This is a genomic window from Dactylosporangium maewongense (genome assembly GCF_039531485.1).
In the GTDB taxonomy this organism is placed as follows: Bacteria; Actinomycetota; Actinomycetes; order Mycobacteriales; family Micromonosporaceae; genus Dactylosporangium; species Dactylosporangium maewongense.
In genome coordinates, this window is the sequence record NZ_BAAAQD010000003.1 from 73,381 (window position 1) to 92,464 (window position 19,084).

Annotated in this window: 20 protein-coding genes; 13 read left to right on the plus strand and 7 right to left on the minus strand. The window is 71.8% G+C overall.

Annotated elements, in window-relative coordinates; genetic code table 11:
- Window positions 1–1,971: 1,971 nt before the first annotated feature.
- Window positions 1,972–3,708 carry an aa3-type cytochrome oxidase subunit I gene (gene ctaD, locus ABD332_RS10065; RefSeq protein WP_344501538.1) on the minus strand — a complete coding sequence of 579 codons (1,737 nt, stop codon included), beginning with the start codon at window positions 3,706–3,708 and terminating at the stop codon, window positions 1,972–1,974.
- A gap of 139 nt (window positions 3,709–3,847) precedes the next feature.
- Window positions 3,848–4,186 (minus strand): hypothetical protein, encoded by a 339-nt coding sequence (locus ABD332_RS10070; RefSeq protein WP_344501539.1) that lies wholly within the window; start codon window positions 4,184–4,186, stop codon window positions 3,848–3,850.
- Between the two features lie 251 nt (window positions 4,187–4,437).
- Here ABD332_RS10070 and ABD332_RS10075 point away from each other — a divergent pair, with 251 nt between their 5' ends.
- The 4 genes from ABD332_RS10075 (at window position 4,438) to ABD332_RS10090 (ending at window position 8,113) form a co-directional block, all read left to right on the plus strand.
- Window positions 4,438–5,442 (plus strand): LacI family DNA-binding transcriptional regulator, encoded by a 1,005-nt coding sequence (locus ABD332_RS10075; protein WP_344501540.1) that lies wholly within the window; start codon window positions 4,438–4,440, stop codon window positions 5,440–5,442.
- Window positions 5,443–5,482: 40 nt separating this feature from the next.
- Window positions 5,483–6,076, plus strand: a complete 594-nt coding sequence (locus ABD332_RS10080; RefSeq protein ID WP_344501541.1) for a transcriptional regulator — start codon at window positions 5,483–5,485, stop codon at window positions 6,074–6,076.
- A 156-nt stretch (window positions 6,077–6,232) separates the two neighbouring features.
- Window positions 6,233–6,979 (plus strand): carbohydrate-binding protein, encoded by a 747-nt coding sequence (locus ABD332_RS10085; RefSeq protein WP_344501542.1) that lies wholly within the window; start codon window positions 6,233–6,235, stop codon window positions 6,977–6,979.
- A 174-nt stretch (window positions 6,980–7,153) separates the two neighbouring features.
- Window positions 7,154–8,113, plus strand: a complete 960-nt coding sequence (locus ABD332_RS10090; protein ID WP_344501543.1) for an acetylxylan esterase — start codon at window positions 7,154–7,156, stop codon at window positions 8,111–8,113.
- Here the strand turns inward: ABD332_RS10090 and ABD332_RS10095 are convergent.
- Window positions 8,110–8,316, minus strand: a complete 207-nt coding sequence (locus tag ABD332_RS10095; RefSeq protein WP_344501544.1) for an RNA-binding S4 domain-containing protein — start codon at window positions 8,314–8,316, stop codon at window positions 8,110–8,112. The genes ABD332_RS10090 and ABD332_RS10095 overlap by 4 nt on opposite strands.
- Window positions 8,313–8,663, minus strand: a complete 351-nt coding sequence (locus tag ABD332_RS10100; protein WP_344501903.1) for an ankyrin repeat domain-containing protein — start codon at window positions 8,661–8,663, stop codon at window positions 8,313–8,315. The genes ABD332_RS10095 and ABD332_RS10100 overlap by 4 nt, the downstream gene beginning before the upstream one ends.
- Window positions 8,664–8,858: 195 nt before the next feature.
- Between ABD332_RS10100 and ABD332_RS10105 the strand changes: the two genes are divergently transcribed.
- The 8 genes from ABD332_RS10105 (at window position 8,859) to ABD332_RS10140 (ending at window position 14,487) form a co-directional block, all read left to right on the plus strand.
- The gene (locus ABD332_RS10105; RefSeq protein WP_344501545.1) at window positions 8,859–9,434 is read left to right on the plus strand and encodes a hypothetical protein; all 576 of its coding nucleotides are present in this window, start codon (window positions 8,859–8,861) and stop codon (window positions 9,432–9,434) included.
- Between the two features lie 112 nt (window positions 9,435–9,546).
- The gene (locus ABD332_RS10110; RefSeq protein WP_344501546.1) at window positions 9,547–10,071 is read left to right on the plus strand and encodes a hypothetical protein; all 525 of its coding nucleotides are present in this window, start codon (window positions 9,547–9,549) and stop codon (window positions 10,069–10,071) included.
- A gap of 231 nt (window positions 10,072–10,302) precedes the next feature.
- The gene (locus ABD332_RS10115) at window positions 10,303–11,112 is read left to right on the plus strand and encodes a M20/M25/M40 family metallo-hydrolase (protein WP_344501547.1); all 810 of its coding nucleotides are present in this window, start codon (window positions 10,303–10,305) and stop codon (window positions 11,110–11,112) included.
- Window positions 11,113–11,208: 96 nt separating this feature from the next.
- Entirely contained in the window at window positions 11,209–11,826 is a 618-nt protein-coding gene (locus ABD332_RS10120) for a response regulator transcription factor (RefSeq protein WP_344501548.1), read from the plus strand.
- Between the two features lie 47 nt (window positions 11,827–11,873).
- The gene (locus ABD332_RS10125) at window positions 11,874–12,536 is read left to right on the plus strand and encodes a phosphotransferase (RefSeq protein WP_344501549.1); all 663 of its coding nucleotides are present in this window, start codon (window positions 11,874–11,876) and stop codon (window positions 12,534–12,536) included.
- A gap of 145 nt (window positions 12,537–12,681) precedes the next feature.
- Entirely contained in the window at window positions 12,682–12,903 is a 222-nt protein-coding gene (locus tag ABD332_RS10130; RefSeq protein ID WP_344501550.1) for a hypothetical protein, read from the plus strand.
- Window positions 12,904–12,946: 43 nt separating this feature from the next.
- Window positions 12,947–13,819 (plus strand): dioxygenase family protein, encoded by an 873-nt coding sequence (locus ABD332_RS10135; protein ID WP_344501551.1) that lies wholly within the window; start codon window positions 12,947–12,949, stop codon window positions 13,817–13,819.
- 11 nt (window positions 13,820–13,830) lie between these two features.
- The gene (locus ABD332_RS10140) at window positions 13,831–14,487 is read left to right on the plus strand and encodes an MOSC domain-containing protein (RefSeq protein ID WP_425552184.1); all 657 of its coding nucleotides are present in this window, start codon (window positions 13,831–13,833) and stop codon (window positions 14,485–14,487) included.
- Here the strand turns inward: ABD332_RS10140 and ABD332_RS10145 are convergent.
- Entirely contained in the window at window positions 14,477–15,010 is a 534-nt protein-coding gene (locus ABD332_RS10145) for a hypothetical protein (protein ID WP_344501553.1), read from the minus strand. The genes ABD332_RS10140 and ABD332_RS10145 overlap by 11 nt on opposite strands.
- Before the next feature lie 12 nt (window positions 15,011–15,022).
- Window positions 15,023–15,988 carry a glycoside hydrolase family protein gene (locus ABD332_RS10150; protein ID WP_344501554.1) on the minus strand — a complete coding sequence of 322 codons (966 nt, stop codon included), beginning with the start codon at window positions 15,986–15,988 and terminating at the stop codon, window positions 15,023–15,025.
- A 102-nt stretch (window positions 15,989–16,090) separates the two neighbouring features.
- Here ABD332_RS10150 and ABD332_RS10155 point away from each other — a divergent pair, with 102 nt between their 5' ends.
- Window positions 16,091–18,319, plus strand: coding sequence for a putative bifunctional diguanylate cyclase/phosphodiesterase (locus ABD332_RS10155; RefSeq protein WP_344501555.1), 2,229 nt, complete (start codon window positions 16,091–16,093; stop codon window positions 18,317–18,319).
- A gap of 104 nt (window positions 18,320–18,423) precedes the next feature.
- Here the strand turns inward: ABD332_RS10155 and ABD332_RS10160 are convergent, their stop codons facing one another.
- Entirely contained in the window at window positions 18,424–19,029 is a 606-nt protein-coding gene (locus tag ABD332_RS10160) for a thymidine kinase (RefSeq protein WP_344501556.1), read from the minus strand.
- Between the last annotated feature and the right edge of the window lie 55 nt (window positions 19,030–19,084).

The window sequence follows — 19,084 nt, forward strand, 5'->3', positions numbered from 1 at the left end:
TCCCGCCAAGACTCGAACCGCCCCGCCCGGCGCCGACCCCCACGCGGCCGTCCCACCACCCCACACTCGAGCGGCGCCCTGTCCGCCGTCCCACCGATCGACCCCACGACGCCGCCGTGATCGAGAGATGACACCGGCCGGTCCACATCCCATCGCCCACGACCCCAGCGACACAGGACGACACAGCAGGCCCCCAGCGCAATCGCGAGTGGAGCTCTCGGACTCCCTCACCCAGACACCGCCACGGAGCACCCGCCGACATAGCGGCACGAAGCCGAAGCACCACGAAGCGTGAGCCGAAGCGAAGCGGACACCACAGAGCCCAAGCCGCCTCGGAGCAGGATCCAGCGCGGAGCGACGCGGAAGCGGTGCACGTCGTTGACGCGTGAAACCGCCCTCTGGCCCGGAACCCGCCCACGGCCAGGGGTCACTTTCAGCCGCCGTCGACAGCAGCCAGGCTGCACGGAAGCCGAAGTCGACGTGAGCCGGCACCGAAGCAGCGCGAACACCACCGCAGAGCGGACGCCGGCTCGAGAGCTGGCGCGGCTCGGAGCCAGCGCCGGATCAGGAGCCTGCGCGGAAGCCGGTGCCTGTCGTCGACGCGCGAACTGACCCCTTGCCCTGGAACCCGCCCGCCATCAGGGAGCCCGTACACCGCCGATGACAGCGCGAAGCAGGAGCCACCACGGCGCAGTAGCCAGGCTGCACGGAGGCCGAAGTCGACGCGAGCAGGCACCGAAGCGGCGCGAACGCCACCGCAGAGCGCAGGCCAGCTCGGGACCTGAGGCGGCTCGAAAGCCAGGGCCGACCCAGGAACCGGCGCGGAGGCCAGCATGTGTCATCGATGCGCGCACCCGGTCCTTGGCACTGGAACCCGCCACCGCCAGGAGGCACATGCAACCGCCGCTGACAGCGCGGCGCAGGAGCCGGGCAGCGCGGGAGCCGGGCAGCGCGGGAGCCGGGCAGCGCGGAAGCCGGGCAGCGCAGAAGCCGGGCAGCGCAGAAGCCGGGCAGCGCGGGAGCCGGAGTTGGCGTGAGCGAACGCCACCAAAGCGGAGCGGGCACCGCCGCAGCGCGCAAGCCGGCTCGGGGACCGGCCCAAGTGGAGCGGAGCCGGCCTGGCCCGGAAGCCGACACCACCGCGAAGCGGAGCGGACATCACGCGAAGTGCAAGCAGGCATGAGGCAGACCAAGAACCCGCACGGCACGACTCGGGGACCGGCACCGGCAAAGCGGAGCGGAAGCCAGCCCGGAGCAGAAACCGACACCACCGCGAAGCGGAGCGGACCACCGCGAAGCGCAAGCTGGTGCGCCGCAGCCCAGGAACCAGTGCGGCGCAAGGAACCAGTGCAGAGGCCGAGCCGAGTGGAAGCCGGTCCAGAGCGGAAGCAGGCGAAGCGCAAACCTGGTGAGACATGGCGCGACGTGCGGGCGGCCCGGGACGGGAGCCAGTGCGGGGCAGGAGCCGGCGCAGGAACCAGCGCGGCGGGCACGGGATTGGAGCCGGAGCGGGATGGGAGCCGGAGCGGATGGGAGCCGGAGCGGGCGGGAGCCAGGCCGGTTAGGAGCCAGCGCGGCTCAGGAACCAGCGCAGGCGGAGCGGGGCGGGAGTCGGCGCGGCGCAGGCACCGGCGGGCGGAGCGGGGAAGGGTGGGGTGGGAGCCGGCGGGCCGCACGAATCAGTGGCGGGCGGAACAGTGCGGAAGCCGGCGCGCAGGCACCGGGGCGGGAAGCGACGTGGCGTGGCGCGAGGCAGAAAGCGGCACGGCGCGAGGCGAGAAGCAGCGCGAGGCGAGAAGCAGCGCGAGGCGAGAAGCAGCGCGAGGCGAGAAGCAGCGCGAGGCGAGAAGCAGCGCGAGGCGAGAAGCGGTCGGTTGGAGGTGGAAAGGGAGCAGCCCCGGCCGCGGGGCCTCCGGGAGGAGGCGGGGCGGGCCAGGGCTGCGTCCTGGTGGAGCTAGGAAGGAACGCGCGTCAGTGCTGTTCCTCATAGGTGGCGCCGCCGTCGGCCTCGTGGCTGAGGGGGCGGGCGCCGCCGGTGGGTGGGGCGTCCAGGGAGTGGCCTGGGGCGTGGGCCGGGAAGCGGGCGTCGAAGGCCGGGCGCTCCGAGCGGATGCGCGGCATGCTGTCGAAGTTGCGCAGCGGGGGCGGGCAGGAGGTGGCCCACTCGAGGGACATGCCGTGGCCCCACGGGTCGTTGACCTCGACGACGCGGCCGGTCTTGTAGGACTTCCACACGTTCCAGAGGAAGGGCAGCGTGGAGAGGCCGGTGATGAAGGAGCCGATGGTCGAGACCGTGTTGAGGGTGGTGAAGCCGTCGGTCTCGAGGTAGTCGGCGTAGCGGCGGGGCATGCCCTGCGTGCCGAGCCAGTGCTGCACCAGGAACGTGGTGTGGAAGCCGATCGTGGTGAGCCAGAAGTGCACCTTGCCGAGGCGGTCGTCGAGCATCCGGCCGGTCATCTTCGGGAACCAGAAGTAGACGCCGGCGTAGACGGCGAACACGATGGTGCCGAAGAGCACGTAGTGGAAGTGGGCGACCACGAAGTACGTGTCGGAGACGTGGAAGTCGATCGGCGGACTCGCGAGCAGAACGCCGGAGAGGCCACCGAAGAGGAAGGTCACCAGGAAGCCGATGGCGAAGAGCATCGGTGTCTCGAAGGTGATCTGGCCCCGCCACATGGTGCCGATCCAGTTGAAGAACTTCATGCCGGTCGGGACGGCGATGACGAAGCTCAGGAACGAGAAGAACGGCATGAGCACCTGGCCGGTCGCGAACATGTGGTGGGCCCACACGCTCATCGACAGGGCACCGATCGAGATGGTCGCGCCGACGAGGCCCTTGTAGCCGAAGACGGGCTTGCGGCTGAAGACCGGGATGACCTCCGTGATGATGCCGAAGAACGGCAGCGCCACGATGTAGACCTCGGGGTGGCCGAAGAACCAGAACAGGTGCTGCCAGAGCATCGCGCCGCCGGTCTCCGCGTCGTAGACGTGGGCACCGAGGCGGCGGTCGGCCTCCAGGGCGAGCAGCGCGGCGGCCAGGATCGGGAAGACCATGATGACCAGGACGCTGGTGACCAGGATGTTCCACGTGAACATCGGCATGCGGAACATGGTCATGCCGGGCGCGCGCAGCGTCAGGATCGTCGTGATCATGTTGACGGCGCCGAGGATGGTGCCGAGGCCGGAGAGGACCAGGCCGACGATCCACAGGTCGGCACCGACGCCGGGCGAGTGGATGATGCTGTTGAGCGGCGCGTAGGCGAACCAGCCGAAGTCCGCGGCGCCGCCCGGCGTGATGAAGCCGATCAGCGTGATCGACCCACCGAACGCGTAGAGCCAGTAGGCGAACGAGTTGAGCCGCGGGAACGAGACGTCGGGCGCGCCGATCTGCAGCGGCGTGATGTAGTTCGCGAAGGCGAACACGATCGGCGTCGCGAAGAACAGCAGCATGATCGTGCCGTGCATCGTGAACAGCTGGTTGTACTGCTCCGGGGAGAGGAACTGCAGCCCCGGCCGGGCCAGCTCGGCGCGCATCAGCAGCGCCATGAACCCGCCGATCATGAAGAACACGAACGACGTGGTCAGGTACATCAAGCCGATCTGCTTGGCGTCCGTCGTGCGCAACAGCCGAGCGAACGCCGAGCCCTTGACCGGCTTGTGCACCGGCCAAGGCCTGGTGACGATCGGCTTTGGTGCAACGGTGGTCACGAAAGGCCTCCTGAGGCTGTTGAACCCGCTGGCGAGCCAGCTCCGCGAGGTGGCCTGACGATCGACGGCGCGATCAACACGTCACCTCGGAGGCAGAATAGTCTCCCGGTCCGACACAAAATCGCTGGGGGCACAAGACCTAGCGGGTGGCAGGCGTGGCGCCACCCGCCGCGCCGAGGTTGAACGTGATCGCGCCGGCCGCGATGGCCGCGAGCACCAGCAGGATGACGCCCCAGAAGATCAGCCGGTCCGCCGCGGTCGGCTCCTTCCAGGCACTCGAGATCCGGGCACCGACCGGCACCGCGGGCGACAAATCCGAAGTGTCCGATCCATCCGAAGACAGGACGGAAGGAGACGGACCGGCAGCGGGAGCGGGGGCAGGACGAGCGGGCAGCGCACGGAGCAGAATCAGGGTCGCGCCCGCAAGGACCAGCAGGACGCCCAGGACGGCAATGATGACGGCGATCCAGTCACGCATCGCAGATCTCCTGACTGAGGGGGGGTTGATGCCAAGCAGGCTAGGAGATCCACGCAGGTCACGCCAGAACCCCCCGCGACGCCCCGAGGAGCACCCCGGTCGTCCGCGCGTGAAAACCCGGTGAAATTTACAGTCGAAACCCCGGTAGTGAAACCTGGCGGCAATCTCGTGTTGACAGTGCGGAAACCGTGTACGACGCTCGGCATGGAAGCGCTCCCAAAATCGACGCCTTGCTATCCGAGGAGGTCGCGATGTCGATTACCGCCGCTGCCGAACACCCCACCCTCGCCCATGTCGCCGCGCTTGCCGGTGTTTCTTCCGCCACCGCCTCCCGCGTGCTCAACGGCTCCGCCCGAGTCAGCCCCACCGCACGACAGCAGGTCCGTGACGCCGTCGACCGGCTCGGCTACGTCAGGCAGCGCGCCGCCCGCGCCGTCGACCGCCGCCCCCGCTCGGTCGCCGCCGTGGTCTGCGAGCCCAACGCACGACTGTTCGCCGATCCGTTCTACTCCCGCGTGCTCGCGGGCGCCAGTGCCGCGTTCGCCGAGCGCGACATGCCCATGCTGCTCGCCGCAGGCGAACGACCGGCGTCGCTGCAGCGGTACCTCAGCAGCGGCCACATCGACGGGGTCCTGCTGATCTACTGCCGCAGCAGCCACCCCCTGGTCGTGACGCTGCCCGCGCTCGGCGTGCCGGTCACGCTCATCGGCCGCCCGCTGCAGACCAGCACGCTGCCGTACGTCGACGCCGACAACAAGGGCGGCGCCCGGCAGGCCGTGGAGCACCTGGCGCGCACCGGGCGGAAGCGGATCGTCACGATCGCCGGGCCGCCGGACGTGTCCGCCGGCGTCGACCGGCTCGCCGGATTCCGCGAAGGCCTGGAGCGGGCCGGCCTGGAGCCGGGGCCGATCGCGTACGGCGACTTCACCAGGCCGGCCGGCGTCCACGCCATGACCAGGCTGCTCGACCACCGGCCCACCCTCGACGCGGTGTTCGCCGCGTCGGACCTGATGGCCGTCGGGGCGCTGCACGCGCTGCGCCAGGCCGGCCGCCGGGTGCCGGAGGACGTCGCCGTCATCGGCTTCGACGACCTGCCCCTCGCGGCGTTCACGCAGCCGCCGCTCACCACGATCAAGCAGCCGGTCGAGGAGATCGGCGCGGCCGCGGCGCGGCAGCTGCTGGCGCTGATGAACGCCGACAACCCGGAGCCGTCGCCGGTGCTGCCGACCACGCTCGTGCGCAGGCAATCCGCATGAGAGCGCATCCAAGCGGGGCCGCCGCGACGAACAGAAGGGTATGCAACGGCTACTGGAGGCGGCCCGGTCGCTCGACACCGGCACGGTCGCGCGCACCGTCCGGGAGCTGATGGACGACCACGGCGTGGCCGAGGTCTGGACCAGGGTGTGCGTCCCGGCGCTGCACCACGTGACCGGCGACGTCGCCGTCGAGCACGCCCTCAGCCAGGGCGTCGCGCACGGCCTGGACCTGGTCAGCGCGCCGCGGCACGACGACATCAGGACCAACCACGTCCTGCTGGCGTGCGCGCCCCGCGAGGCGCACTCGCTGCCGCTGCGCGCGCTGGCCGCGGCGCTGTTCGAGCGCCGGATCGGCACGTTCCTGCTGGGCGCGGAGGTGCCGTGGAGCGCGCTGCGGGCCGCGGTCCACCGCACGGTGCCCGGCACCGCGATCGTCTGGTCGCAGCAGCCGGGCACCGCCGACCCGGCCATGCTGCTCGCCCTCGCGGCGAGGTTCCCGGCCACCCGGTTCGCGGTGGCCGGACCGGGCTGGGACCCCGCGCCGGCCGGTCTGCCGCACCTGACGTCCATCGAGGACGCCGTTTCCGCGTGTGTACCGGTCGCCGCCGGCCGGCCCCCGGACGCCGACTGGTAGCCCCACGCCTGACCTCCATCGAGGACGCGTGTGTACCGGTCGCCCCAGCCGCCGACTGGTAGAGCCGCGCCTGACGTCCATCGAGGACGCATGTGTACCGGTCGGCCTCCCGACGCCGACTGGTAGCGCCGCGGCCGAACCGATAGCGTGCCGGGCATGATCGAGCTGGGGCCGCCGGCGTACACGGGACGGCGCCGGGCAGGCATCGGCGGTCAGCCACGGTTCGTGTTCGCGGCGGTGCTCGTGCTGCTCGCGCTGGTCGCGCTGCTGCTGCGGGTCATGGCCGGCGGCGGCGACCGGCCGGAGGCACAGGCGACGATCGAGCCGCCGGGCCCGGTCGTGCCCGTCGAGCCGGGCAGCGCCGCCGCACAGACGACGGCCGCCGCCGCGTCCCCCAGCGCGAAGGCGAGCCACAGCGCGTCACCGTCCTCGTCGCCGAAACCGTCGACGACCCCGTCGGCCTCCCTCCAGCCGCCGGCGCCGAGCGCGAGCGGGAGCCCGAGCGCCGCCGGTACAGCGGCGACGACGGTCGAAGCGGAGGCCGCCGCGAACCGCAGGCCCAGCCAGATGACGGTGCGCGAGGTGTCGTCGGCCTCTGGCGGGCGGGCGGTCACCGGGGTCGGCAACAACCGGGTGCTCACGTTCACCGGGGTCACCGCCGAACGGCCCGGCGAGGCCACCGTCACCGTCGCCTACCTGTCGACCGAGGACCGCTCCTGCTGGCTGCGCACCGGCCGCGGCAACTGGCAGCAGGTCCGGTTCCCCGCCAGCGGCGGCTGGGACCGGGTCGCGACCGTCACACTGACCGTCCGGCTCGAAACGGGCCAGAACACGATCGAGGCCGGTAACACCACCGGCAGATGGTGTCCCGACCTCGATCGCATCACCGTTGCCCCCCGCTGACCACCCCAGCCGCGGCAACATGATGTGGAACGTTTGGCGTGACCGTGCGCCGGGTGGACCATCCAGGGAGGCTTCCGGTTTTGTCCGGCGCCGGTCACATGAACAAATATGCGGGCCGGACCTGAGTCGCACCCGTAATCGCGCTGGGAAGTTCCTGGTAATAGGGTCCCGGACATGGCGCTCTTCGACCTTCCCCTCGCCGAGCTGCGGCAGTACCGCGCAGCGACCCCCGAGCCCGCCGGCTTCGACGCGTTCTGGGCCGAGACCCTCGACGAGGCGCGCCGGCTGGCCGCCCCCGCGGTGCTCACGCCGGCCGACACGGGCCTGCGGGCGGTCGACACCACCGATGTGACGTTCACGGGATTCGGCGGTCAACCGGTCAAGGCCTGGCTGAGCCGCCCCGCCGGAGCGACCGGACCCCTTCCGGTGGTCGTGGAGTTCATCGGGTACGGCGGAGGCCGGGGCTTCCCCCACGACTGGCTGCTCTGGTCCGCCGCCGGCTACGCGCACCTGGTGATGGACACCCGCGGGCAGGGCGGCGGCTGGCGGTCCGGCGACACCCCCGACCCGGACGGGTCCGGCCCGCAGGCGCCCGGCTTCCTCACCCGCGGCGTCCTCGACCCGCACACGTACTACTACCGGCGCCTGATCACTGACGCGGTCCGGGCCGTCGAGACCGCCAGGGCGCTGCCCTTCGCGTCCGACGTGCTGGTCAGCGGGATCAGCCAGGGCGGCGGGCTGGCGCTGGCCGCGGCCGGCCTGAGCGACGTCGCGGGCGTCATCGCCGGCGTGCCCTTCCTGTGTGACATCCGCCGCGCCGTGACGATCACCGACCGGGCGCCGTACGCCGAGTTCGCCGCCTTCTGCCGGCTCAACCCCGCCCGCGCCGCGCAGGCCCTCGCCACCGTCGACCACGTGGACGGCGTGCACTTCGCCGCGCGGATCACCGCACCGGCCCTCCTGTCGGCGGCGCTGATGGACCTGACGTGCCCGCCGTCGACGGTGTTCGCGGCGTACAACGCGCTCACCGGCCCCAAGGAGCTGGAGCTCTACGAGTGGGACGGCCACGACGGCGGCCAGGGCCACTTCGCCGCCCGCTCGGTCGCCTTCGCCAACGCGCTGTTCGGGCGCTAGGCGACCCGGAACGACTCGCCGAGGGTGTGCACGACGTCGCCGCGGTGCAGCTGGCGGCCGCGCCGGGTGTCGACCTCGCCGTTGACGGTGACCTCGCCGTAGGCGATGAGGTCCTTGCCCTCCCCTCCGGTCTCCAGCACGTCGGCGAGCTTCAGGAACTGACCCAGCCGGATCATGTCGCCACGGATCTGGACATCTCTCATCGGGCACGCTCCAGCAGCGTCAGCATCTCGGGCAGGTCGAAGAACCGGGCCGTGTCCAGCGCCGACGGCCCGCCCGCGGCCGGGTCCGCGCCGGCGTCCAGCAGCGCCCGCACGGACTCCTCGGACCGGCGGAACACGGCGGCGGCGAGCGCGGTCTGCCCGCGGTCGTTGGCCCGGCCGGTGTCGGCGCCGCGGGCCAGCAGGGCCGCGACCGTCGCCGGGTGGTTGTGGTACGCGGCGAGCATCAGCAGCGTGTCACCCTTGTCGTTGGTCAGGTTCACCGGCAGCCCGGCGTCGACATTCGCCGCGAGCTCGTCCGCCGCACCCGCACGGGCCAGGTCGAACATCTGATGCGCGAAGTCGATCACCGCCGGGTCGATCGGTTCACTCACGTCATCACCTCCGCTGCGCTCCGGCCGCCGCCGCGAGCCAACCCCCGAACCCCCGAAGCGTAGCTGTCAGGCAGCCGACCGCCGGACTCCGAACCCGCCGCGCGCCGCCCCCGTGTCACTGGGCAACGCTGCGAACAAGGAGACGCCGACATGCGCAAGATGATCCTCACCCTCGCGGTGGCCGCCGCGGCCGCCCTGTCGCTCACCGCCTGCGACTCGATCGACCTGACCAAGCAGGACCAGGCCGCCACGGGCGCCGAGGCTCCCGCCGCCGCGGAGACCGGCAACGGGACGCCGGCGGCCGCCGGTACCGCCGCCGCGACGACGGCCGCCGCCACCGTGGCCGGTGTCAAGGTCCGCGACGACGCCACGCTCGGCAAGGTGGTGACCGACTGGAAGGGCTGGACGCTGTACCGCTTCGAGAAGGACACCCCGAAGCCGTCGAAGTCCACCTGCGAGGCGGACTGCCTGGCCAAGTGGCCGTACGTGCCGTACGCCGAGAACATGAAGATCGAGGGTGTCGACCAGAAGCTGATCGGCAAGGTCACCCGCGCCGACGGCGCGCTGCAGCTCACCATCAACGGCTGGCCCGCGTACCGGTTCGCCGGTGACGCGAAGGTCGGCGAGACCAAGGGCCAGGGCGTGGGCGGCGTGTGGTTCGCCTTCACGCCCGAGGGGAAGAAGGCCCAAGCCGTCACCGGGGACAGCGGCAACGGCGGGTACTGAACCCCTCCGGTCACGCCGGCTCCCGCCCCCCGTCGGGAGCCGGCGTGGCCGTGTTGTGCAGATCTCGTGACGAGGGCTCTCCCGTCCCGGAGGAGCGGCCTACGCTGCGGCCATGACCACGCGGCGGAAGATCCGCATCTGGCTCGTGCTGTTCCTGACCGGCCTGATCGCCAGCGGGGTGACCGCCTTCCCGCTCGAGCACGAGGTGCACTGGCTGCGGTCGGTGCTCGACCGGTTCGACGCCGCGCCCGACGCCCTCGTCGCCTGGATCCAGCGGGTGGATCAGGGCATCACCGAGACCAACGACCGCTATCCGTTCATCATGTACGGCACGGACTGGCTGGCCTTCGCGCACCTGGTGATCGCGGTCGCCTTCTGGGGTCCGCTGCGCGACCCGGTCCGCAACATCTGGGTCATCGAGTTCGGCATGATCGCCTGCGTCGGCGTGGTGCCCCTCGCCCTGTTCGCCGGCCCGGTCCGCGGCATCCCCGGCTGGTGGACCGTGATCGACATCTCGTTCGGCGTGTTCGGCATCGTGCCCCTGATCATCGTCCGGCGCCTGATCAAGCGGCTCGAGGCCGAAGGCACCCACCTTGCTCCCGAAAAACCGTTGCAGCCGCTCGGCGGCCGTGGCTAGGTTGGTCGTACACGGGAAAGGAGGTGGTCCAACGTTGTGTAGCAATGGGACTCGTGAGGTGACTGTCCGCTAGCCGCCGTCCTCTGGACTCGCATTTCGTGCGGCCGCCCGGATGGCGGCACGGCGAATACGAGACAGTTTCCCAGCCCCCGAGGCTTTCCGGTGTCAGTCCAGCCGGCCCGCGCGCAGTCAGCGCAGGAACCTCGGGGGCTGTTCCATATCCTGATGCACATGATCTCCGCCGACCGTCTCCGCGACCACGTCGCCGCGCTCGTCGCCCACGGACCGCGCTGCGGCGACCTGCCCGGGGTGCCCGCCGCGCTGCGGTACATCACCGATGAGCTGAGCGGGCTCGGCCTCGTCGTGCGGGTCGAGCGGTACGGCGGCGAACTGCACGACGTGAACCTTGTCGCCGAGATCGAGGGCGGCACCTCCGACGACGCCGTCGAGCTCGCCGCGCACTGGGACACCGTCGACACCACCCCCGGCGCCGACGACAACGCCAGCGGCGTCGCCGGCGTCCTGGAGGCCGCCCGCGCCCTGCGCGACCTGGACCTGCCGGCGCGCACGATCCGCTTCTGCCTCTTCGGCGGCGAGGAGGACGGCTTCAAGGGCAGCACCGCCCACGTCCGCCAGATCACCCCCGACACCGAGTCGATCATCTTCGAGATGATCGGCCGCACGTCACCGACCCAGTCCTCGCCGTCGTTCCTGCTCGACCCGCCGACGGTCGGCGACTTCATCGCCCTCATCGCCAACCCCGCCTCGGCCGGCCTCGCCGACGCGTTCGCCTCCGCCGCCGCGCCGCACCTGCCGACGTTTCCCCTGGTCATGCCCACCGAGGCGATGGAGGTCGTGCTGCGCAGCGACCACGTGCCCTACTGGAACTCGGGCCGCCGCTCGCTGCTGGTCACCGACACCGCCGAATACCGCAACCTCGACTACCACGCGGCCACCGACACCCTGGACCGCCTCGACCTGGAGTTCGCCGCGAAGGTCACCACCGCCGCCGTCCGGACCATCACCCGCCTCGCCGGCTGACCCATCCGCCATCGATGTGATTCAGATCACCTGACTCTGGGTGAGGGCGCCGTCCCTCCACCGGCCCGCCGCCCCTGATCTGGCAGCATCCCTGCCGTGAGTCCGACGCCGATACGGCTGCTGATCGCCGACGACCAGGCGCTCGTCCGCGGGGCGCTCGCCGCGCTGCTCGACCTCGAGCCCGACCTCTCCGTCGTGGCGGAGGTCGGGCGCGGCGACGAGGTGGTCGCCGCGGCCAGGGAGCACCGGCCCGACGTGGCGCTGCTCGACGTGGAGATGCCCGGCATCGACGGGATCGCGGCCGCCGCCGCGCTGCGCAAGGCGATGCCCGGCTGCAAGGTGCTGATGGTGACGACGTTCGGACGGCCGGGGTACCTGCGGCGGGCGATGGCCGCCGGGGCGTCCGGGTTCGTCGTCAAGGACACGCCGGCCAGGCAGCTCGCCGACGCCGTGCGGCGCATCGCCTCGGGGCTGCGGGTGGTGGACCCGGCGCTGGCGGCGGAGACCCTCGCCAGCGGCGACAGCCCGCTGACCCCGCGCGAGGCCGACGTGCTCCGGGCGGCCCGCGAGGGCGGCACGGCCGCGGACGTCGCCGGGCAGCTCGGGCTCTCGGAGGGCACCGTGCGCAACCATCTGTCGGCGGCGATCGGCAAGACCGGCGCCCGCACGCGTGCCGAGGCCGTCCGGCTCGCCGAGGAGAACGGCTGGTTGTGAACGGGCACGGAAACCGCGATGTAAGGAGCAACCAGTAGGGTGGGTGCATGACGGCACTCCTGGCGAGCGGTCGCGACGCGGACGTCTACGCCATCGACGAGCGGCGGGTGCTGCGTCGCTACCGGCAGGGCGGCGACGTGACCGCCGAGGCCGCCGTCATGGAATATGTCAAGGATCACGGCTTTCCGGTTCCTCGCGTGTACGAGGCGACCGGCGCCGACCTGATCCTGGAGCGGCTCGACGGCCCGACAATGCTGCAGGCGCTCGCCGACGGGTCCCTCGACCTCCGCGACGGCGGCACGGTGCTCGCCGACCTGCTCGACCGGCTCCACAAGGTGCGCGTGCGGACCGCGAAGGACCCGGGCACCCGGATCCTGCACCTCGACCTCCACCCGGAGAACGTGGTGATGACCGAGGGCGGGCCGGTCGTCATCGACTGGCGCAACAGCACCGAGGGCCCGCCGGAGCTCGACGTGGCGATGAGCGCCCTGATCCTCGCCCAGGTGGCGATCGAGCCTGGGCACGAGTTCGCGGAGCGGGCCGAGGTGTTCCTCGACGTGTTCCTGTCGTGCACGAAGGACAACCCGCTGTCGCAGCTGGAGGCCGCGGTCCGCCGCCGCGGCGCCGACCCGGGCGTGACCGCCGCCGAGCAGTCCCACCTGCACGAGGCCGCCATACTGGTCACCACCCTCGCCAGGGCCCACCACTGAGCGGCGACCGGCCCGCCTGACCTCTCTCGAAGGCCGCCGGGCGGCGACCCGCCCGCCCGCTCGATCGAAGCTCGTCGAGCGGCCCCACAGACTCACCTCCCGCAGGCGACGCCCGGCCCGCACCGGCGACGGCAACCTTCATGCCATGGAGGAACTCTTCGTCCGGCAGGTCGACATCGGCATCGCCGAGATGGACGTCGCCGACGGCGACCAGCTGACCACCGCCCGCGTCGTGGTGGAGCACGCCACCGCCACCGACGGTCGCGGCGGCCCCGAGCGGCAACTGCTGCTCGTGTACGGCGCCGAGGAGACCCCAGCGGTCGCCGAGGCCCTACTGAGAGCAGCGGAGACCGCCATCACACCCTGACGCACATCTTGTTGAGCGCTCAACTACTTGCTACATTCGACGTATGAGTACGCTGCCCGAGCTGGACCGGCATCTTGCCACCGCGATCCCGGCCAGCCGGGACCAGCGCGCCTGGACACCCGACGACGGCGCGCTGCCGAGCATCTACCTGAGCCACGGCGCCCCGCCGCTGCTGGAGGACGGCCCGTGGATGCGGGAGCTGTTCGACTGGGCCGCCGGCCTGCCCAAGCCGAAGGCCATCCTGATCGTCAGCGCCCACTGGGAGTCCGCCCCGCTGAGCGTGTCCGGCACTGCCGCGGGCACGCCACTGGTCTACGACTTCGGCGGGTTCGCGCCGCACTTCTACCAGTTGCAGTACGCGACCCCGGACGCGTCCGACCTCGCCCGGCGGGTCGCCGCCGCGATGCCCGACTCGGAGCCGGTGCACGAGCACCGCAGCCGCGGCCTCGACCACGGCGCCTGGGTGCCGCTGATGGTGATGTACCCGCTGGGCGACGTCCCCGTGCTGCAGCTCAGCCTGCCGACGCACGACCCGGACCGGCTCCTGGAGCTCGGCCGCCGGCTGCGCTCGCTGCGCGAGGAGGGCGTGCTGATCATCGGGTCCGGGTTCATGACGCACGGCCTGCCGTTCCTGCGCCGCGAGCACTGGCTCGGCACCGGCGGGACGCCCGGCTGGTCCGCCGACTTCGACGCCTGGGCCGCCGAGGCCCTCGCCAAGGGCGACCTCGACACGCTGACCAGGTATGCCAGCCTCGCGCCCGGCATGCCGTTCGCCCACCCGACGGTCGAGCACTACACGCCGCTGTTCGTGACGCTCGGCGCCGCCGACCGGCCCGACGCGCCGGCCACCACCGTGATCGACGGCTACTTCATGGGGCTGTCGAAGCGATCCGTGCAGGCGGGCGCTAGCGTCTGACCGTGGCCTACCTGATCTCCGTCAACGCCGGCACCCCCACCCCGACCGACCACTCGACCGAGCCGGTGACCGGCATCGACAAGCGCCCCGTCGAGGGTGCGGTCCTCGTGCTGGTGCCCGGCCCGGAAGGCACCGCGCCGACCGGGATCGCCGGTGACGTGGTGTGCGACCTGCGCGTGCACGGCGGACCGGACAAGGCGGTCTACGCGTACGCGCGGGAGGACCTCGACCGGTGGGAGCGGGAGCTCGGCCGGGAGCTGACCGGCGGCGTCTTCGGGGAGAACCTGACGACGTCCGGCCTGGACGTCACCGGCGCGCGGATCGGTGAGCGCTGGCGGATCGGCGGCGAGGTGCTGCTGGAGGTGGCGTCGCCGCGCATCCCGTGCCGCACGTTCGCCGGCTGGCTCGACGAGAAGGGCTGGATCAAGCGCTTCACCGACCAGGCCGAGCCCGGCGCGTACCTGCGCGTGCTGCGGCCCGGCACGATCCGCGCCGGCGACCCGATCGAGGTCGTGCACTCCCCCGGGCACGACGTGACGATCGGGCTGGCGTTCCGGGCGCTGACCGCCGAGCCCGCACTGCTGCCCCGGCTGCTCGCCGCGGACGAGCTGCCGGAGCGCACCAAGGAGAAGGTGCGGGCCAGACTCGGCCAGCAGCTCAGCCAGTAGGCAGGACCAGCGCGTAGGCCCGCGGGAAACCCAGCCGCGGGATCCTGTGCTGCTGGATCTCCTCCAGCGTCACCTCGCGGACCTGGCCGGAGCCCGGCTCGAAGCAGCGCAGCACCGTCTCCTGCGGGTGGGCGGTGATGAGCACCCAGTGCCGGGGCACGCCCTGGCCGACCAGCATGGCGACGGGCCAGCCGGTGTCGACGGCGGCGGTCACGTCGCTCAGGCGGTCGTTGCGGCCGCGGAATCGCCGCCACCCGTACCGCGTGCCCAGCTCCGCGGTGTGCCTGGAGATCGTCGCGGCGACGCCCCACGGGGTCGTCCCCAGCTTGCGGGGCCAGATCCGGTTGGCGGCCTCGTGGATGCGGTGCTGCTCGGCGCCGTAGTCGGCGACGCCATCCGCGTACTGGGGGTCCAGCAGCGCCGACGCCACCATGGCGACGGTGGGTCCACACGTGAACCCGTCGGTCTGCCGGACCCCGGTCCGTAACTCAGCGGTCGTGAAATCGACGCCCCAGGCAAGCATGCCCGGTTTGTATCAGACGGCGCGGGCCACCGCTATCTTCGTGCCGGAGCGCTGGCCCGCCTCGTAGAACATGTACTGCACGCCGCCGTCGGTGCCGAACGACGGCGCCGCGGAGCGGTTGTTGTCCGGCGCTCCGGACAGCGCGGCATGGAAGACGCCGAGGTGGACCTCCTTGTCGAAGTTGTTGCCGACCTCGGTGAGGAACATGTCGCCCGACGAGCCGTGGTAGACGACGTACGTGGTGTTGTTGCGGTACAGCAGGTGCGGGCCGCTCAGGTCGGTCTGCCCGTCGGCGGCGGGCGACACGAGCGGGTTGGGGTCGAACTGCCACGACTTGCCGTCGGCCGACCAGCCCCAGAAGATCCGCCGGCCGCTCTTGAGGCCCATGAAGACCATGACGTACTTGTTGCCGAGCGCGGCGATGCGGTGCTCGAAGACCCGCGCGTAGGTGGTCTCCGTGGTGCCGGGCACCATCGCGGTGGTCAGCACGGTGCCGTAGTAGGTGAAGTTGATCCCGTCGCTGGAGATGGCGAGCCGGGTCGTGGTGTTCTCGCCGTGGTAGTACATGAAGAACTGCCTGGTCGAGGCGTTCCACACGACGTGCGGCGACGACACGTGACTGACCGAGTAGTGCGGCGACCAGGTCCGGCTGATGATCGGGTTCGCCGGGTACTCGGTGAACGGGCCCGCGAGGGAGTTGCCGTAGGCGAGGCAGATCCCGCCGGGCGCGTCGTGCGGGGCGTAGTAGAGGTAGTAGCGGCCGCGGGCGCCGCTGATCTTGTCGTACATCCCGCGGATGCAGGGGAAGATGAGTTCCCCGGTCGGGTTGTAGGCCAGGTTCGCCGGGAGCGGCTGGCCGAGGTACTTGTAGGTGGGGAATCCGGCCGGGGCGGCGGCGGACGCGATGCTGGGGATGGCGAGTGCTCCGGCGAATCCGGCGGCACCGGCCAGCACCTGGCGGCGGTTAACAGGTGACATGCGACCGAGTCTGAGGAAAGCCCGGCGCTCAGCACAAGAGGATAATACGTATTATCTGCCAGAGGCCTCAACCGCCGCGGCGACCCTGCCGATAACCAACGCGTGGAGACTCGGGGGGCCAGGCCGCTCTGGCTTGCCTGGCTGCTGATCGGCGGCCTGGCCGCGGTCGCCTGCCCGCTGCTGCCTGACGGCACCTACGCCGCCGACTTCGGCTTCGAGGTCGTCGGGCTCTTCTCGGTCACCATGGTGCTGCTCGGGGTGCGGCGCAACCGGCCGCCCCGGCGGGCGCTGTGGTTCTGGTTCGCCGGCGGCCTCGCCACCTTGGTCCTCGGCGACGTCACCTGGGCCATCTACCAGCACGTGCTGCACCGCAGCCCGTTCCCGTCGCTCGCCGACGTGTTCTACCTCGGCGCGTACCCGCCGCTCGCCGCCGGCCTGTGGCTGCTGCTGCGCCGGCACGGCCGCGACGTCGCCGGGCTGATCGACGCGTGCATCGCCGCCGCCGGCACCGGCCTGCTCTTCTGGGTGTTCGTGATGCGGCCGGTCGCCGAGCTCGCCGGCGTGTCGCTCCTGCAGCGGCTGATCTCCCTCGCATACCCGGCCGCCGACGTGCTGCTGCTCGTGCTGCTGGCCAGGATGCTCGCCGGCCGTGCCACGAAGACGGCGAGCTTCTGGCTACTGGCGGCCAGCATGACGCTGATGTTCTGCACCGACGTCGCCTACTCGCTGGTGTCGACCTACGACATCCTTGCCGGCGGGGTCCTCGTGGTCGGCTGGCTGATGTCGTACGTCTGCCTCGGCGCCGCCGCGCTGCACCCGTCGATGCGGGTCATGGACGAGCCGTCCGACGCCGTCGACACCGCCCTGTCCCGGCGCCGGCTCACCGTGCTCGCGGTCAGTTCGCTCGTCGCACCCGCCCTGCTGCTGGGGCAGGGCGTGGCGGGCGGCGGGCGGATCGACTGGCTCGCCATCGGCACGGTCGCGGTCGTGGTGTTCCTGCTGGTGCTGGTGCGCATCGCGGGCCTCGTCGGCAAGGTGCAGGATCAGGCCGACCAGCTCAGCGAGCTGGTCATGCGCGACGACCTGACCGGGCTGCCCAACCGGCGGTTCCTGGAGGAGCTGATCCGCGACGAGCTCGACGCGGGCACCGTGCCGCAGGTCGCGTTCATCGACCTCGACGACTTCAAGCGCATCAACGACGGCCTCGGCCACGCCATCGGCGACCAGCTGCTCGTGGCCGTCGGCAGGCGGCTCGGCACGGTCCTGCGCCCCAGCGACGTGGTGGCCCGCCTCGGCGGCGACGAGTTCGCGGTCCTCATGCCCGACACCGGCCCCGTGGCCGCCGACGCGATGGTCACCGAGCTCGCCACCGCGCTGCAGGAGCCGGTGTTCGCCGGCGACCAGCACCTGCTCGTGCAGGCGAGCATCGGCGTCGCCGACGCGGCGGGCACCCGCGACCCCTTCGAGCTGCTGCGCCGTGCCGACGTCGCGATGTACGCCGCGAAGGAGGACAAGACCCGCCAGCAGCGCTTCCGGCCCGAGCTCGACCAGCGGGCCGCGGCGCACGCGCAGCTCGGCGCGCAGCTGCGCGAGGCGCTCGACCAGGGGCAGTTCCAGCTGGTGTACCAGCCGATCGTGGCGCTGCCGCACGGGCAGATCGTCGGCGTGGAGGCGCTCATCCGCTGGCACCACCCGACACTCGGCTTCATGAGCCCCGCCGACTTCATCCCCGTCGCCGAGCGCAACGGCCAGATCGTCGAGCTCGGCGCCTGGATCCTGCTCGAGGCCTGCTCGCAGGGGGCGGCGTGGATGGCCACCCTCGGCGACGCCGCGCCCGGCAAGGTGTCGGTCAACGTCTCCGCCCGGCAGCTCGCCGAGCCCGACTTCCCGGAGGTGGTCGCGGCGGTGCTGGCGGCGACCGGCTTCCCCGCGGACCGGCTGGCGATCGAGGTCACGGAGACGGCCGTCTTCGGTGGCGGGCGCGCGATCGAGGCCCTGGACGCCGTCCACGAGCTGGGCGTGCGGATCGCCCTCGACGACTTCGGCACCGGCCACTCGTCGCTGGGTCTGCTGCAGACCTGCCCGGTCGACATCCTCAAGGTCGACAAGTCCTTCGTCGACGACATCACGATGGCGGGCCGGCACTCGGTGATCGCGACCGCGCTCATCAACGTCAGCGACGGGCTCAACCTCGACGCCATCGCCGAGGGCGTCGAGACGGCGGAGCAGGCGCAGGAGCTGTACCGGCTCGGCTACCGCTTCGCGCAGGGCTACCACTTCGGCCGCCCGGTCGCGCAGCCGTCCTTCGCCCTGGCCTCCGCCGCGGCCTGACCTCCGGGCTCCTGCCGCGCCGACCTCCTGGCGCGGTCTGGCGGGCTTGCGGCCCGGAGTTCGCCAGCGGGCGCCCGCCTTCCGTGGCCGCGGCGGCCGGCGCGCTACGCGGTGACGCCCGCGGTCTCCTGCTGGCGGGGCAGGGTCCGGGCCGCGGTCGCCGGCAGGACGACGCAGGTCCTGCAGCGGGCCTCGTACGTGTACGTGCCGTCGTCGGGCAGCGCGGTCGACGGGGCCAGCTCGCGCAGCATCGGCTCGCCGTGCTCGAGGACCTGCGTGTAGACGGCGCTGAAGCCGCGGCACACGTCGCACACGGCGCGCCGGTAGGTCACCGACGCGGGCCCCAGCTCCAGCAGCGCCCGCACCGGCGCGAACAGCTCGCCCCGGTGATCCAGGTCGATCCCGGCGGCGACGACCCTGGTGCCGCGCTCCAGCAGCGTCCGGACGACCGCCATGTCCGACATGGCGAACATGTGCACCTCGTCGATGCCGACCACGTCCACGTCCCCGTCCAGCGCCGAGGCGAGCGAGCTCGCCTTCACGGTCGCCAGGGCGGCCCCGCTGCGCGACACGACCCCGGCGTCACGGACGTGCCGCGCGCTCTGGAACACCCGGTGCCGCACGTCGGTGAACTGCAGCGGCGACAGCAGGCTCACCAGCTCGAGGGACTTGCCACTCTTCATCGGCCCGAGAATGACGGTCAGATCCACGGCGGCCAGGCTACCGCCCCGACCGGCCCCGCTCACGTGTTACGGCTCACCTACG

What these genes read in the sequence shown, in the direction of transcription:
- ABD332_RS10080 (WP_344501541.1), top strand. Translation starts at nt 5,483, where the DNA reads ATGCAACGGCTACTGGAGGCGGCCCGGTCGCTCGACACCGGCACGGTC.
- ABD332_RS10125 (WP_344501549.1), top strand. Translation starts at nt 11,874, where the DNA reads ATGACGGCACTCCTGGCGAGCGGTCGCGACGCGGACGTCTACGCCATC.
- ABD332_RS10095 (WP_344501544.1), bottom strand. Translation starts at nt 8,316, where the DNA reads ATGAGAGATGTCCAGATCCGTGGCGACATGATCCGGCTGGGTCAGTTC.
- ABD332_RS10085 (WP_344501542.1), top strand. Translation starts at nt 6,233, where the DNA reads ATGATCGAGCTGGGGCCGCCGGCGTACACGGGACGGCGCCGGGCAGGC.
- ABD332_RS10110 (WP_344501546.1), top strand. Translation starts at nt 9,547, where the DNA reads ATGACCACGCGGCGGAAGATCCGCATCTGGCTCGTGCTGTTCCTGACC.
- ABD332_RS10070 (WP_344501539.1), bottom strand. Translation starts at nt 4,186, where the DNA reads ATGCGTGACTGGATCGCCGTCATCATTGCCGTCCTGGGCGTCCTGCTG.
- ABD332_RS10090 (WP_344501543.1), top strand. Translation starts at nt 7,154, where the DNA reads ATGGCGCTCTTCGACCTTCCCCTCGCCGAGCTGCGGCAGTACCGCGCA.
- ABD332_RS10105 (WP_344501545.1), top strand. Translation starts at nt 8,859, where the DNA reads ATGCGCAAGATGATCCTCACCCTCGCGGTGGCCGCCGCGGCCGCCCTG.
- ABD332_RS10115 (WP_344501547.1), top strand. Translation starts at nt 10,303, where the DNA reads ATGATCTCCGCCGACCGTCTCCGCGACCACGTCGCCGCGCTCGTCGCC.
- ABD332_RS10145 (WP_344501553.1), bottom strand. Translation starts at nt 15,010, where the DNA reads ATGCTTGCCTGGGGCGTCGATTTCACGACCGCTGAGTTACGGACCGGG.
- ABD332_RS10130 (WP_344501550.1), top strand. Translation starts at nt 12,682, where the DNA reads ATGGAGGAACTCTTCGTCCGGCAGGTCGACATCGGCATCGCCGAGATG.
- ABD332_RS10100 (WP_344501903.1), bottom strand. Translation starts at nt 8,663, where the DNA reads ATGTTCGACCTGGCCCGTGCGGGTGCGGCGGACGAGCTCGCGGCGAAT.
- ABD332_RS10150 (WP_344501554.1), bottom strand. Translation starts at nt 15,988, where the DNA reads ATGTCACCTGTTAACCGCCGCCAGGTGCTGGCCGGTGCCGCCGGATTC.
- ABD332_RS10075 (WP_344501540.1), top strand. Translation starts at nt 4,438, where the DNA reads ATGTCGATTACCGCCGCTGCCGAACACCCCACCCTCGCCCATGTCGCC.
- ABD332_RS10135 (WP_344501551.1), top strand. Translation starts at nt 12,947, where the DNA reads ATGAGTACGCTGCCCGAGCTGGACCGGCATCTTGCCACCGCGATCCCG.